The organism is Hymenobacter sp. BT18, from assembly GCF_012273015.1.
Classification (GTDB): Bacteria; Bacteroidota; Bacteroidia; order Cytophagales; family Hymenobacteraceae; genus Hymenobacter; species Hymenobacter lutimineralis.
Map to the genome: position 1 here is coordinate 2,826,332 of NZ_CP050954.1, position 14,693 is coordinate 2,841,024.

The window sequence follows — 14,693 nt, forward strand, 5'->3', positions numbered from 1 at the left end:
GCCGTGGCGTTTGGCGGACTGCTCAATTACATTTTGTAGAGCAGCACGATACCGAAGGATATGGCCGTGAGAATAAGCCCGACCATGAAGATGGTGTAGCTGATGCGCAGCAACCGGTATTTGCGCGAGAGTACTTCCCCTAGGTAATAAATATCGGTTATCATGTTGGTGTACAGCAGGTCTTTGTCGCGCATCAACTCGTGCATCCCCGCCTGAAAGTTGTCGAGGGAAAGCGTGGTGAAATTGCCGAAGAACAGCAGGTTCACGCGGCGGTTGGTGGCAATCTGGGGGGAGCGGCGCAGCCACTTAAAGCTAGTCACATCGGGCTGGGCCGAGAGAATGGCCGTCACCACCGAGCCCAGGGCCGTAGCCACCAGCAAGCCCATGGGAATAGCCAGAATAGGGTTTTTGGTGAAGGCCGGGCCCACCTGGGAGGTCTTGGCGCCCAGGTACGTGATGATAACCGACAGCATCACCGTGTTCAGGCTGATCATCATGTTGGCCTTCTGATCGGCCATGCCGGAGAGCTGAATGTGCTGCCCGTAGGTGGCCCGAAACATCGTTTCGACGCCGCGCTTGCCCTCGGCGAAGTTCTCAACCTGCTGCTCCTCCTTCTTCTTGGCCTTTTTTTCCATCTTCTTGAGTAGCTCCCGCTGCTCCTTGATGTTGGCCTTGAACTGCTTGCGGTACCGCTCCTTGCCTGCCTCGGAGTAAAACTGCGCCGACGACAGAAAGTCCAGCTGGTACTCGGCCCAGTCGGGGTTGGAGTAGGTTTTGCCTTGGGTTGTTTCCCACTCGGTGCGCAGCAGTTCGGCGTTGCCGAAGAACTCCTCCCGGCCCATGCTGCTCATGTCGGCATCCACCATCAGCTGCTGTAGCTCGGTTGTGGGCTGCTCGTCGCGGTGGGTGGCTTTGATGAGGTCTTTGACGAGGGCAATCCTGTCGGCAGGGTACTGCTGCTGCTGCAGCCACTGCTCGGCCAGCTCCATGCTGCGAAACTCGTGCCCGTCGTACACTTCTATGTAGCCCGTATCGTGAAACCAGGCGGCCAACTGCAGGGCCTCCAGGTCCGGGGCCGCAACGCCCGCCGCTTCGCCCAGGGCCGTGGCTTCCTTGGCAACGGTGCGGGTGTGGCGCGGCGAGTGGTACACCAGCTGCTTGGGAAGCTTTTCTTCGAGCAGGGCTTCCACGTAGGCTTTGGCCTGCTTGACAATTTCTGACTTAGGCTTTTTAACCGGGAGAGTATTGGGAGCTTCCATAAGTGAGGCGGGAAGGGCGAAGATAGCGGGGAGCTGCGGCCCGGGCAACGGGCCGCAGCTCCCCGCCCTACAACGCGAATCGGGCGGGCAGGTTGTAAGCTCGGCAGCCCAACCGTAGGGCCCTGCTTTGCGTACGGCAGCCCACAGCCATCAACGTTGGAACTGCCGGGGCCGTATCCTGTCAGAAAGGCGCGTAGCGCTTGCCCCACGCCGGCTGTTTGCTGCCCGACGCATCATCTTTTGTTTATGAGAATACTTTCCGCCTTTTGTGGTCTGGCGCTGCTGCTTGTGGGTAGCGCGTCGTCGGCCTGGGCTCAGAAAACCCAAACGCCCCATCCTACGCGGCCCAACTACCGGGGAGCCGGCAAAAACTGGGAGCAGCAGACGCCACCCGACACGTCGCGCATCCGCTATTCCGTGTTTCTGATCGGGGACGTGGGTGCCCCCGCCCTCGACTCAGTGGGCGAGCCTTCCCTGAACTTTCTGCGGCGTCAGATTCTGCAGGCAGGCGCCCGCAGCACCACGGTGTTCCTCGGCGACAATATCTACGAGTACGGAATGCCCGAAACCAAGGCCCTGGACCGCAAAACGTCGGAGAAGCGCATCATCGCGCAGCTCAACACCATGCGCAACTACGCCGGCGAGAAGTACATGATTCCCGGCAACCACGACTGGAAGCAGGGCCTGAAAGGCAGCGTAGAACAAGTAAACCGCGAGCAGCAGTTTGTGGAGGACTTCATGCAGAAAGACTCGGCGGCCTTTGCCTACACTGGCGACTTTTTCATCCCCCGCGACGCCTGCCCCGGCCCGTTTGAGGTGCGCCTGCAGGACGACATCGTGCTGATTGCCATCAACTCGCAGTGGTTTCTGCAAACCAACGAGCGGCCCTACGGCAGCAACAGCGGCTGCGGGGTAGAAGACGAAACCGACTTCTTCTCCCAGCTCGAAGACGTGATTCGGCGCAATGCGGGCAAGAACATCATGGTGGTGGCGCACCACCCGCTGTACTCCGATGGCATCCACGGGGGCTACTTCACCCTGGCCGACCACTTCTTCCCACTCAGCATCGTGTACAAGTACGCGTTTGTGCCCCTACCTATCATTGGCAGCATCTACCCCTTCGCGCGCAAGTACGGCGGGGTCAGCCAGGACATTCCGCACCCACTCTACCAGCAGTATAAGAAGGGGTTGATGGATATCTTCAATAAATACCCCAACGTGGTGTACGCCGCCGGGCACGAGCACAACATTCAGTACTTCAAGGAAGGCAACCTGAGCCACATTGTCAGCGGCTCGGGCTGCAAAACCCAGCACGTGAAGCCCGGCGACGGGGGCGACGCCCTCTTCTCCGACAAGGAAAAAGGCTTTGCCCGCGTGAACTACTACAACAACGGCGAGGTGTGGGTGGAGTACTACGTGCCCGAAGACAAAGGCGAGAAAGGCCGCCTGGTCTTCCGCACGCCCATGTACGCCCAGCAAACGGCCGTGGTCGACAGCCTCGCCGATGCGGGCAAAGTAAACCGTCCTAGCTTCGGCGACAGCACCAAAACCCTGGCCGTGAACCCCCGATACGCCAAGCGCGGCGGCTTCCACAAAGCCCTGTTCGGGGAGCATTACCGGCAGGAGTGGGCCACGCCCGTAGAGTTTCCGGTGCTGGACCTAGCCACCGAGCGGGGCGGCCTCACCCCCTACAAAACCGGCGGGGGCAAGCAAACGGCTTCCCTGAAAGTGCGCAACGAGGAAGGCCGCCTCTATACCCTACGCAGCCTCAACAAAGACCCCGCCGCCGTGCTGCCCGAGGCCCTGCGCGAAACCGCCGCCAAGGACATTCTGCAGGACCAGATTTCGGCCCAGCACCCGTACGCTTCCTTTGTGATTCCCCCGCTGGCTACGGCCGCGGGCATCCTGCACACCAACCCCACGCCCGTCTACATCCCCCGCGACCCGCTCCTGGGGCCGTACGTGGACCGCTTTGCCGACATCCCGGCCGCTATTGAGGAAGATGCCAAGGACGACCAAAGCAACGTGGAAAGCCTGGGCAACGCCACCAACCTGGTAGGCACCGACAAAGTGCTGGAGCGCCTGCGCGATGACAACGACAACCGCGTCAACGAAAAAGCCTTTGCCCGCTCCCGCCTCTTCGATATGTGGATTGGCGACTGGGACCGGCACGAAGACCAGTGGCGCTGGGCTGAGCGCAAGGACAAGGACGGGGACCGGAAATTCACGGCCGTGCCCGAAGACCGCGACGTGGCTTTCTTCAAGGGCGACGGGCTGCTGCCCTACCTGGCTTCGCGCAAGTGGGCCATCCGCAACTTCCAGAACTTCGGCAAGGACTACGCCGACTACAAAGGCCTTAACCTGACCGCCCTGGCCAACGACCGGACCTTCCTGGCCTCAGTGAGCAAGGAAGACTGGGTAAAGATTGCCCAGGAAATGAAAGCCAGCCTCACCGACGCCGTTATCGACTCGGCGCTGCGCGACAACTGGGCGCCCCAGATCTACCGCCTGCACGGCCCCGAAATTGCCGCCAAGCTCAAGAGCCGCCGCGACCTGCTGCCCCAGCTGGCCGCCGACTACTACGAGGTGCTGGACAAAGTGGTGGAAGTGAAAGGCTCTGATAAGCGGGAGCAGTTTGAAGTTCAGCGCCTGCCCGGCAACAAAACCCGCGTCACGGTCACCAAAATCAACAAGGAAGGGGAGCGGAGCAAGCAGCTCTTCGATAAGACCTTCGATGGCGATGTGACCAAGGATATCCGCATCTACGGCTTTGCCGGCAACGATGTGTACCGCGTCACGGGTGAGTCGAAAGGCGGGCCCGTGGTGCGTATCATCGGCGGCATAGAGCGCGACTCCATAACCGACAACTCCCGGGTAGGTGGCCTGCGCCACAAAACGCAGATCTACGACGCCGATACCAGCAACGTCATCAACGTGGGCAAGGAAGCCCGCCTGCGCCTGGAGCCCGGCACCGAGGTAAGCCGCTACGACCATCCCAGCCGCGCCGACCGCAAAGACTACAAGCTGCCTTACTTCGGCCCAGCCCTGTACTTCGGCTACAACATCGACGACGGCCTGTTTGTGGGGGGCGGCGCTACCTACCGCACCTACGGGTTCCGGCGGGAGCCATTTGCCACCGAGCAAACCCTGGCCGCCAACTATGCTCCCGGCCGCCAGGCCTACAACGTGCGCTATACTGGCACCTTCACCGATGTCATCGGCGACCTGAACCTGAACATCAACAGCCAGCTCTATGGCCCGCAGCTGCTCTACAACTACTTCGGCAAGGGCAACGACACCCGCAACGTGCTGCTGGACTCCGACGATGAGCGCATCACCAACCGCCAGATCAACAACACGTACCGCATCCGCTTCTCGCGCTTCAACTTCGCGCCCATGTTGGAAAAGGACGTGTTCAGCTTCCTGAAATTCGGCTTTGGTCCGCAGTACGACCAATGGCGCATCAGCCGGGAGGACCTGGGCCAGCAGCTCCAGCAGGGTATTGATGAAGGCTACACCGGCGCGGCATCCGGTATCCGGCCTTCCGACTTTCAGATGAACCGCTACCTGGGCGGCAAAGCCTACCTGAACCTCGATGCCAGCTCCTCGCCCAAGAACCCGCGCATTGGCCTGCGCTGGTACAACTCGGCGGAGTACAACCGCCAGCTCAACGGCGAAAAGCTCCAGTACGGCCGCCTGGCCTCCGAAGTACGCTTCTACCTCTCGCCCAACTTCCCCTTCCAGCTCACTTGGGCCGGCCGCATCGGGGCCAACCGCAACCTGGGCGACTACCGCTTCTACCAGGCCAACACCCTGGGTGGTACTACTAACCTGCGCGGCTACCGCCGCACCCGCTACGCCGGCCGCTCGTCGGTGTACGCCAACGGGGAAGTGCGCGTGCAGCTGTTCACTTTCAACGCTTACCTGGTGCCTGGCAAGTTCGGCATCCTGGGCCTGGCCGATGCCGCCCGCGTGTATAGCTCCCAGGATCAGCGTACCGGCCTGAAAGCCTTCCACACGGCCGTGGGCGGTGGGGTGTGGGTAGACGTGCTCAAGCAGGCCGTCATCAATGCCACCTACTCCGTGGGCGAGGAAAACCTCGTCTTCGTGGGCTTCGATTTTCTGTTCTAATCCACCGTGCGGGGCTGGTCAGTTGGCCGGTTTCGCCCTTTTAGTTGCCTGTGATGCTATTGAATGTTGCCAAGCGAAGTTGCCCTGCTGTCCTACTGACGGCCAGTCTGCTGACGGCCGGGCCGCTGGCGGTGGCGCAGGTATACCCGCCACCCGCTCCACCGGCTACCGACACCCTGGCCGCCGACCAGGTAGGCCGCGACCAGGAGTTTGCCACACCCTCGGTGGTGGGCATGGGCCCCAGCAAGGGCCTCGTGTTTCACTACGAGCGGATGCCGCGCTTCAACGTATCCTCCGACAGCAAGGTGGGCACCGTGACGGACTACAAGGGCGAGGCCACCAAAAACGCCCGCCTCATCATCAAAGGCTACATCCCGTTTCTCAACCGTCCGCACCTGAAAGTGGTGATGGGCATCAATTATGAGCGGGAAGAGTTCCAGTTTGCGCCCCCAGCCAACTATCAGTTTTACCAGAATATCGAAGACAAAGGCCTGAAGGTACTAGGCGCCCAGCTGGCCGTTATCCGGCCCGTGAATACCGTGAACTGGTATTTGTTTCGGGTGAAGGGTGAGCTGAACGGCGACTACACATCCTCGGAGCTGGGCATCAAGGATTACCTGAAAGTATCCTCGGAATTTGTGTACGGCTGGAAGCGCAGCCCGCAGTTTTCCTGGGGCCTGGGCCTGCAGCTCGGCTATACCTTCGGACGGCAAAGCATCTACCCGGCCCTGCTCTACAACCGCACCTTCAACGATAAATGGGGCGTGGAAGCCCTGTTCCCGGCCCGCGTGACGGTGCGCCGCAACCTCTCCTACCGGTCCCTGCTTTTTGCGGGCTACTCCGTGGATGGTCTGAGCTACAACATCAAGCTGCGCGAGCCTATCACCAACGCGGAAGGCCAGCAGCTGCGCACCCTGGAGCTGCGCGAAACGGAAGTGCGCGGCCGCCTGCGCTGGGAGCGGGAAATCTACGACTTCCTCTGGTTTGGGGTAGAAGGCGGCTACCGCTACAACTACGCCTTCGACGCTTTTGACCGCAGCAATAATGACCGGCGCAAAATCATTGACTCCAAGCTGGCCAGCGCCCCCTACGCCAGCCTGGAGCTGTTCATCGTACCCCCGCGCAAGTTCCTGAAAAAGACCCTCAACAAGTAAGCCCAACTGTATTGCCCTACTACGCAACCGCCCCGCCGACAATGTGTCGGCGGGGCGGTTGCGTAGTAGTGAGGACCGGCTATCGGCGGGTGCTCCGCTTCTTCAGGTAGGCGTAGGTAGCCGTTTGCGCCTGTATGCGGGGCGCGGCGGCGTCAGCCTGGCCAATGAAGTGGTTATGGAAGTCGCGGGACTTCACGTTGTCCTGGCGCTGCAGGTCCAGCAGGTCGCGCACTTCCTGGCGCACGGCGGGGTCGTAGAGGGGGAAGGCCACTTCCACGCGCCGGTCGAGGTTGCGCACCATCCAGTCGGCGGAGGCCACATACACCTTTTCCTCGCCGCCGTTGCCGAACACGTACACGCGGGCATGCTCCAGGTAGCGGTCCACGAGGCCCCGCTGCTGCAGGTTCTCGCTCTGGCCCGGCACCTGCGGCACCGCGCACGAAATGCCCCGAATCAGCAGCTCCACCCGCACGCCAGCCTGGCTGGCATCGTAGAGGCGCTGAATCATGCTCTCGTCCTGCAGGGCGTTTAGCTTGAGAATGATGTAGGCATCCTTGCCGGCCTGGGCCTGGCGGATTTCCTCGTCGATGAGGGCAATGAGCTTTTCGCGTAGCTCAAACGGGGCTACCAGCAAATGCTCGAACCCCGTTTGCGGCACCCGGTCCACGAAAAAGCGGAACACGCGCCCAACTTCGTGGGTAAGTCGCTCATCGGCCGTGAGCAGGGCGTGGTCGGCGTAGATTTCGCTGGTCACCTCGTTGAAGTTGCCGGTGCTGAGCATGGCGTACTGGCGGGAGCGGCCCTCTTCTACCCGGGTAATGAGCACCAGCTTGCTGTGCACTTTCAATTCCGGCACCCCGTAAATGACGTTGGCGCCAGCGCGCTGCAGCTTCTCGGCCCACTTGATGTTCGATTCTTCATCGAAGCGGGCCTTCAGCTCCACGACCACCGTCACCTGCTTACCGTTTTTCACGGCCTTGAGCAGGGCCTTGGCTACTTCACTCTTTTCGGCCACCCGGTACAGCGTAATGCTGATGGCAGACACGGCCGGATCCTGAGCGGCTTCGCGCAGCAGGCGCAGCACTAGGTCGTAGCTCTGGTAGGGAAAGTGCAACAGGTGGTCCTGCTGAGCAATAGCAGCTAGAAAGGAGCCAGTGCGCGGCAGGGTAGGATGCTTTAGCGGGGGCTGGGGCACATATTTCAGCTGCGTCAGGCCCAGGTCGGGAAAGCCGAAGAAGTCGCGGAAGTTGTGGTAGCGGCTGCCTTCTACCAGCTCACTGGCGTCGATGTTGGTTTTTTGCTGCACGGCCCGCAGCACCTCGCGGGGCATGGCCGGGTCGAAGAGCAGACGGGCGGGGTAGCCGGTTTCGCGCTTCTGCAGGCTGCTCTTGATTTTGGCCAGCAGGTTGCCCGACACCTCCTCCTGAATATCCAGCTCAGCATCCCGGGAAATCTTGATGGCGTGCACCTGGACGCGGCCGAAGCGGGGAAACAGCCCCTGGGCGCAGCACCGGATAATGTCGTCCAGAAACATCACGTAGCGTTCCTCGCCCTGGTCGGGCAGGCGCACGAACCGGCCCCCGTGGCGCTTGGTGGGCAATTCCATCACCAGTACCCGCTCGTCGTCCTCGCCCTTCTTTTTCTGCAGGGGCTGCGTGAGGAAAAAGGTCAGGTACACGGTCTGATCTTTCAGGAACAGGTGGTGCAGGGTGTCGTCGAGGATGATGGGGGAAAGCAGGTCCTGCACATGGTCGCGGAAGTACTGCTGGGCCCACTGGCGCTGCTCGTCCGAAAGGTCGTGCTCGTTGATCAGGTGGATGTGCTGGGCGCGCAGCTCCGGCAGAATCTGGTTGCGGAACGTGTCGCCAAACTCCTGCTGCTGGCGGCCGACTTCGGCCAGCACGTGCTTGAGTTGCCGGGCCGGGTCTTCGCCCAGCTTGGCCAGGGTTTTCTTTTTCAGCTTCAGCAGGCGGCGGATGGTGGCCACGCGCACCTTGAAGTACTCATCCAGGTTAGACGAAAAAATGGCCAGGAACTTCAGCCGCTCCAGCAGGGGTACCTCGGGATTCTGAGCCTCCTGCAGTACGCGGTGATTAAACGAAAGCCAGCTCAGCTCCCGGTCCTGAAACCGGGGCAAAGTGGAAGTAGGCTGGTCACTCATAAAAAGCGAAATGTGGCGGGCTAGGTTAGCCCTTGTGGTTTTTGGGCGCGTCGAAGAAGTAGTACTCGGCGTTGGTGCGGTCGAGGTCCTGCCACCGGTCGATGCTGAACTTCAGGCACACGACGGCCGCCGTGGGCATTTCCGGAATGGGGCTCGGGGAAAGCAGGTTGGCAAAGTCCGTGATGGTGTTGTTGTGCCCCACCAGCAATGCCGACTCCGCCTCATCGGGAAAGGCGCGTACAATGGCCAGCAGCCCCAGCGGGTCGGCGCGGTAGATGAGCTCCTCTACCTGAATTTTCTCGTGAGGGTACTGTACTTCCTTGGCTACCAGGGCCGCCGTGCTCAGGGCCCGTACCGCCGTGCTGCTAATGAGCAGATCCAGCTGAATCTGGCGCCCGGCCAGGGCCCGGCCCATGGTGGGGGCATCGTCGCGGCCCCGGTCGTTCAGGGGCCGGTCGTGGTCGGAAAGGTCGTCGAAGCTCCAGCTGGACTTCGCATGGCGCATCAGGTACAAGGTTTTCATAAGCAGCAGGGAGGCGTGTCGCGCTTCTTTACTGTTGGCCTTGGCAAATGGTTTTCTCCCCGGCGAAAGAATGCCCCGAAAATAAAAAGACCCGCGTGGAGGCGGGTCTTTTCTGGGTGAGTGAGCTGTGGAATAGGGAGGCAATAAACCCCGTGCTGCAACAACGGGGCCGCTAAGAACGCAAATTCCCGCCGATAAAAATACGGGGGGCTAACAAAAAGCGAATTTTCGCATTTCGGGTAAGCTCGGCTATTGCTCGTCTTCCCAGGCCGCCCCGGTCTGGCCCGGAAACCGCTGGGCATGCAGGGCGCTGATGTGGCGCACCAGCAGGGCCCGCAGCTCATCGATATTGGTGCGCTCCTTGGCCGAAATGAAGATAACCGGGTCGTGAAGCTTAGCCATGTAGGTTGCCTGCAGCTGCTCCAGCGTGGGCCGGGGCACGTGGTCTTCGTCGGGGTTCATGCCCTCAAAGCCCTCGTGCGGCTCGGTGCTGGCTTCGGTGTTGTACTGGTCAATTTTGTTGAAGACGAGCAGCATGGGCTTATCGGCCGCGCCAATGTCCTTGAGTGTGTCGTTGACGACGGCAATGTGGTCTTCGAAGGCCGGGTGGGCAATGTCCACCACGTGTACCAGCAGGTCGGCTTCCCGAATTTCGTCCAGTGTGCTTTTGAAGCTTTCAATCAGCCGGGTGGGCAGCTTGCGGATAAACCCAACGGTATCGGAAAGCAGAAAGGGCGTATTCTCCAGCACCACTTTGCGCACGGTGGAGTCGACGGTAGCGAAGAGCTTGTTTTCGGCAAACACGTCGGCGCGGCTCAGCAGGTTCATGAGGGTGCTCTTGCCCACGTTGGTGTAGCCCACCAGGGCCACCCGCACAATGCCCGTGCGCGACTTGCGCTGGGTCTGGCTTTGCTTGTCCAGCTCCTTGAGGCGCTCCTTCAGAAAGTCAATCCGCTCCCGCACTACGCGGCGGTCCGTCTCAATTTCCGTTTCCCCCGGTCCACGCTGACTTACGCCACCCCCGCGCTGCTTGTCCAAGTGCGTCCAGAGGCCGGTGAGGCGGGGCAGCAGGTACTGGTACTGGGCCAGCTCCACCTGCGTGCGGGCGGTAGCCGATTTGGCCCGGCTGGCGAAAATGTCAATGATGAGCAGGGAGCGGTCCACGATTTTCACCTGCAGCTCGGCTTCCAGGTTGCGGAGCTGGGAGGGCGAGAGGTCATCATCGAAAATAACCATGCTGGCCCCGCTGTGCTGCACGTAGGCCTTGATTTCCTCGAGCTTGCCTTCGCCTACAAACGTGCGGATATCGGGCTTTTCGAGGCGCTGCACGAAGCGCTTGGTCACGACGGCACCGGCGGTTTCGGTGAGAAAGGCCAGCTCATCGAGGTATTCCTGAGTGAGGGCATCGGCTTGGCGCTTGTCGGGCACGGCCACCAGCACGGCCGTTTCCTGCTGCTGGGCGGTTTCGTAGGTGGCGTCTTTATTGCCCTGGGCCAGAATACGGCCGGCGCGGCCTTTGGCAGTATCTACAGCGCCGGGGTGGCGGGTGCTATTTTGGCGACGTTTGGAGGCGGGTTTATTGGCCATATGCGTGCGGGAGGGTTTAGGGAAAGAGGTGAGCGGGTACTACGAACGAGGACAGGGCGGCTGCCGGAGCAGAGTTACTGCAGGGTAAGTGAGTAGGCTGCTACCTGCTCAATCTGCTCTGGGCTAAGCTGATTTTTAAAGGCAGGCATGTTGCCGAGCCCGTTCGTCACCATGTACACGCGTCCGGCCTGATTCAGGTTGCTTTTGGTGAGGTCGTGGGCCCCATTCAAGCCGCGTTTGCCGTCGGAGCCGTGGCAGAGCGCGCAGTTCTGCTCAAATAAAGCCTTGCCGGGCAGCAGAACAGCCGCCGTGGTATCGGTGGACGTCTGGTAGCCCGGCTCCTGGCCGTGGCAGGCGCCCAGCAGCCCCATGCTCAAAAGCAGCAGCCAGGAAGTGCGGGAGAAGAGAATCATCATGACGGGAAACAACGTAAGGCGGCGCAAAGTAACCGAAACAATGCGGCAAGGCCGGGTAGCCCGCCGCCAACGCCTACCTTTGCCGTCCGAACTTTCCTTTGCTGCATGCGCGTCGCTATTGTTATCAACACCTCCTGGAATATCTGGAATTTCCGTCGTAGCCTGGTAAAAGCCCTGCAGGCCGCAGGCCACGAAGTGCTGGCCATAGCTCCGCCCGACGATTATTCGGCGCGCCTGGAAACCGAGCTGGGCTGCCGCTACGTGCCCATTCTGATGGAAAACAAGGGCACCAATCCCGTAAAGGATGCCCTGCTTACGCGGCAGTTCTACCAGGTATACCGCCGCGAGAAGCCCGATGTGGTGCTGCAGTACACCATCAAGCCCAACATCTACGGCACCCTGGCTGCCCGGCTGGCCGGTGTTCCCAGCGTTAACAACGTCTCAGGGCTGGGCACGGTATTTATCGTGAAAAACCTGGTGAGCAAGGTAGCCCTGGGCTTGTACCGCTTTGCCTTCCGCTACCCGCACCGCGTATTTTTCCAGAACGACGACGACCGGCAGCTGTTCCTGCAGCACGGCCTCGTGCGGGCCCGCATCACCGACCTGCTGCCCGGCTCCGGCATCGATACCCGGAAGTTTCAGCCGGCCCCCGTATTCCAGCGCCAGCAGCCCTTCACCTTCCTGATGATTGCGCGGGTGCTCTACGAAAAGGGCGTGGAAGAGTATTTCGAAGCCGCCCGCCGGGTGCGGGAGGCCATGCCCGGCACCCGCATTCAGCTGCTTGGGGGCATCGATGAGAGCGGGGGAGTGGGCGTGAAGCGGGCCGTATTTGAGCAGTGGCTGCAGGCCGGCAACGTGGAGTACCTGGGCACTTCCGACAACGTAGCTGCCCACATTGCCCAGGCCGACTGCGTGGTGCTGCCTTCCTACCGCGAGGGCACGCCCAAAACCCTGCTCGAAGCCGCCGCTATGGGCAAGCCCATCGTCACGACGGATGTGCCGGGCTGCCGCGAAACCGTGGAGGACGGCGTCAACGGGTTCCTCTGCGAAGTGCGCAACGGCGCCGACCTGGCCGAGAAGATGCTGCAGGTGCAGGGGCTGCCGGATGCGCAGCTGGCCGAAATGGGCCGCGCCAGCCGCCAGCTGGCCGAAGAGAAATTCGACGAGCGGATTGTACTGGAAAAATACCTGCGCGTGGTGGCGGAAATAGGCTCGCGCCGCAAGGTCTGAAGCCGTTTCTTGTTTGGCCTTTTCTCATCTTTGCGACCTACACTTTCTTGCGCATGGAAATCAAGTATCACGCTCTGGCCGGCATAATCGAACTAACTCCGCGGCTGTTTACCGATGCCCGCGGCTCCTTTTTCGAATCGTTTAATGCCCGGCGCTTTGCTGAGGTCGGCATAGAAGGCGACTGGGTGCAGGATAACCAGTCCCTCTCGTCGCGGGGAGTGTTGCGGGGCCTGCATTTCCAGCGCCCACCCTACGCCCAGGCCAAGCTCCTGCGTGTGGCCTCAGGCCGCGTGCTGGACGTGACGGTAGACTTGCGCCGCAACTCGCCCACCTACGGGCAGCACCTGAGCGTGGAGCTGGACGCGGAGCGCTGCAATATGCTGTACGTGCCCGTCGGCTTTGCCCACGGTTTCCTCACCCTGGCCGACAACACCCGCTTCATCTACAAGTGCAGTGACTATTATCAGCCTTCCGCCGAAGGTGGCCTGCGCTGGAACGACCCCACGCTGGGCATTAGCTGGGGCTTGGAGGAGCCGGTGGTTTCCGAGAAAGACGAAGTACTGCCCTTCCTGCGCGACTTCGAAAGCCCGTTTTAATTCCGAGGGAGAACCACGAAGAGGAACCACGGATTCGCGCGGATTTTTCGGATTTCACGGATTTCGTGGACGATTCAGCTGGTAATAAAAAAGCCTCGCAGTCTGCGAGGCTTTTTGCTTTATAACCTGTCATCCTGAGCACAGCGCAGGCCCTTATCACGCCAGAAAAAGGAGCTCGGCACTAACGCAGCCGTGAGAAGGTCCTGCGCTGTGCTCAGGATGACAAACAGTTTGTCTTAATCGTCCCCAAAATCCGTGAAATCCGAAAAATCCGCGCGAATCCGTGGTTCCAGCTACAGCAGCTCTACCAGCGTTTCCAGACCCATGCCGCGGGAGCCTTTCACCAGAATCTGCTGCCCCGCGGGCGTGTTGTGCTGCAGCCAGGCGGCTGCTTCCGCTTTGGTCGGAAAATGATGAAACCCGGGCCGGCGGGCGGCCGCCATTTCGGGGCCACACAGCACTACCGAGCCGAACCCGTAGCTGTCGAGCTGCTCGCCAATGGCGTGGTGCTCGGCGTGGCTTTCGGTACCCAGCTCGAACATGTCGCCTAGGATAACCATTTTGCTGGCGGCGCTGCCGGGGCGGCCGGCAAAGCTGGCCAGGGCCGCCGCCATCGACGAGGGGTTGGCGTTGTAGGCGTCCAGCACCAGCTCGTTGTGGGCGGTGCGCACCAGCTGGGAGCGGTTATTATCGGGGGCGTAGCCAGCCAGGGCTGCCGCAATATCGGCCGTAGGCACGCCAAAATGTGCTCCCACGGCGGCGGCGGCAGCCAGGTTCAGGAAGTTGTAGCCCCCATTAATCTGCGCTTCCACGTGCGTGCCATCGAAGAGCCGGAACACCACGTGCGGGGCCGCGCTGAGCAGCTCGGCGGGATATTGGTCGGTGGGGGCGGGGTAGGTAATACGCTGGGGAACCACCTGCGCGCGGGCGGCCACCTGGGCATCGGCGGTATTCACGAAAGCCGTGCCGGTGTGGTTTGCTAGATAATTCCACATTTCGCCCTTGCCCTTGGCTACGCCCTCCACCCCGCCAAAGCCTTCGAGGTGGGCCTTGCCCATGTTGGTAATCAGCCCGTGCGTGGGTTCGGCCAAAGTGCACAGCAGGGCTATTTCGCCTTGGTGGTTGGCGCCCATTTCCACAATAGCCAGCTCGTGCTCCTGCAGTCGGATGCTGAGCAGGGTGAGGGGCACGCCAATGTGGTTGTTGAGGTTGCCGCGCGTGTACTGCACCCGGTAGCGCCGGCTGAGTACACTATGCAGCAATTCCTTGGTGGTCGTCTTGCCGTTGGAGCCCGTAATAGCCAGCACCGGCCCCGTAAACTGCCGGCGGTGCTCCAGCGCCAGCTCCTGCAGCGCCACCAGCGGGTCGGGGGCGAAGGTGTAGCGGTCGGGGTCGGAGGCGGCCAGCGCCGCGTCGTCCACCACCGCAAACCTAGCCCCCTTGGCTAGCGCCTGGGGAGCGAAGTCGCGGCCCCGGAAATTAGGCCCGTTGAGGGCGACGAACAGCGTGCCGTTTTGGGGCTGCCGCGAGTCGGTGCTCACGGCCGAGCTAGCCAGAAAACGAGAATAAAGGGCGGTAGGCGCAGACATAGAACGTAAGGGTGTTAACTTCCGGCAACGCAGTGCTGTTTGCTGCT

The 14,693-nt window shown here is 61.3% G+C and carries 10 protein-coding genes; 4 read left to right on the plus strand and 6 right to left on the minus strand.

Annotated features, from left to right (window positions below; all coding sequences use genetic code 11):
- Positions 1 to 26 precede the first annotated feature (26 nt).
- Positions 27 to 1,259, minus strand: coding sequence for a Pycsar system effector family protein (locus HER32_RS12085; protein ID WP_149069854.1), 1,233 nt, complete (start codon positions 1,257 to 1,259; stop codon positions 27 to 29).
- Between the two features lie 246 nt (positions 1,260 to 1,505).
- On the opposite strand from HER32_RS12085, the gene HER32_RS12090 reads away from it, so the two are divergent.
- On the plus strand, positions 1,506 to 5,390 hold the full coding sequence (locus tag HER32_RS12090; RefSeq protein ID WP_232066242.1) for a metallophosphoesterase: 3,885 nt from the start codon (positions 1,506 to 1,508) through the stop codon (positions 5,388 to 5,390).
- Between the two features lie 53 nt (positions 5,391 to 5,443).
- The gene (locus tag HER32_RS12095; protein ID WP_168682056.1) at positions 5,444 to 6,544 is read left to right on the plus strand and encodes a DUF6268 family outer membrane beta-barrel protein; all 1,101 of its coding nucleotides are present in this window, start codon (positions 5,444 to 5,446) and stop codon (positions 6,542 to 6,544) included.
- A gap of 79 nt (positions 6,545 to 6,623) precedes the next feature.
- Here HER32_RS12095 and ppk1 read toward each other — a convergent pair whose 3' ends face one another.
- The 4 genes from ppk1 to HER32_RS12115 all read right to left on the minus strand — a co-directional run bounded on the left by ppk1 (position 6,624) and on the right by HER32_RS12115 (position 11,231).
- Positions 6,624 to 8,705 carry a polyphosphate kinase 1 gene (gene ppk1 / locus HER32_RS12100; RefSeq protein ID WP_168682057.1) on the minus strand — a complete coding sequence of 694 codons (2,082 nt, stop codon included), beginning with the start codon at positions 8,703 to 8,705 and terminating at the stop codon, positions 6,624 to 6,626.
- A gap of 25 nt (positions 8,706 to 8,730) precedes the next feature.
- Positions 8,731 to 9,228 carry a SixA phosphatase family protein gene (locus tag HER32_RS12105; protein WP_149069851.1) on the minus strand — a complete coding sequence of 166 codons (498 nt, stop codon included), beginning with the start codon at positions 9,226 to 9,228 and terminating at the stop codon, positions 8,731 to 8,733.
- Positions 9,229 to 9,477: 249 nt separating this feature from the next.
- Positions 9,478 to 10,815 carry a GTPase HflX gene (hflX, locus tag HER32_RS12110; RefSeq protein WP_149069850.1) on the minus strand — a complete coding sequence of 446 codons (1,338 nt, stop codon included), beginning with the start codon at positions 10,813 to 10,815 and terminating at the stop codon, positions 9,478 to 9,480.
- A gap of 74 nt (positions 10,816 to 10,889) precedes the next feature.
- On the minus strand, positions 10,890 to 11,231 hold the full coding sequence (locus tag HER32_RS12115; RefSeq protein WP_168682058.1) for a c-type cytochrome: 342 nt from the start codon (positions 11,229 to 11,231) through the stop codon (positions 10,890 to 10,892).
- A 105-nt stretch (positions 11,232 to 11,336) separates the two neighbouring features.
- Between HER32_RS12115 and HER32_RS12120 the strand changes: the two genes are divergently transcribed.
- On the plus strand, positions 11,337 to 12,461 hold the full coding sequence (locus tag HER32_RS12120; RefSeq protein WP_168682059.1) for a glycosyltransferase family 4 protein: 1,125 nt from the start codon (positions 11,337 to 11,339) through the stop codon (positions 12,459 to 12,461).
- A 53-nt stretch (positions 12,462 to 12,514) separates the two neighbouring features.
- Positions 12,515 to 13,057 (plus strand): dTDP-4-dehydrorhamnose 3,5-epimerase, encoded by a 543-nt coding sequence (rfbC, locus tag HER32_RS12125; protein ID WP_149069847.1) that lies wholly within the window; start codon positions 12,515 to 12,517, stop codon positions 13,055 to 13,057.
- 293 nt (positions 13,058 to 13,350) lie between these two features.
- On the opposite strand, the gene HER32_RS12130 is transcribed toward rfbC, so the two are convergent.
- Positions 13,351 to 14,646, minus strand: coding sequence for a UDP-N-acetylmuramoyl-tripeptide--D-alanyl-D-alanine ligase (locus tag HER32_RS12130; protein ID WP_168682060.1), 1,296 nt, complete (start codon positions 14,644 to 14,646; stop codon positions 13,351 to 13,353).
- Positions 14,647 to 14,693: the final 47 nt, after the last annotated feature.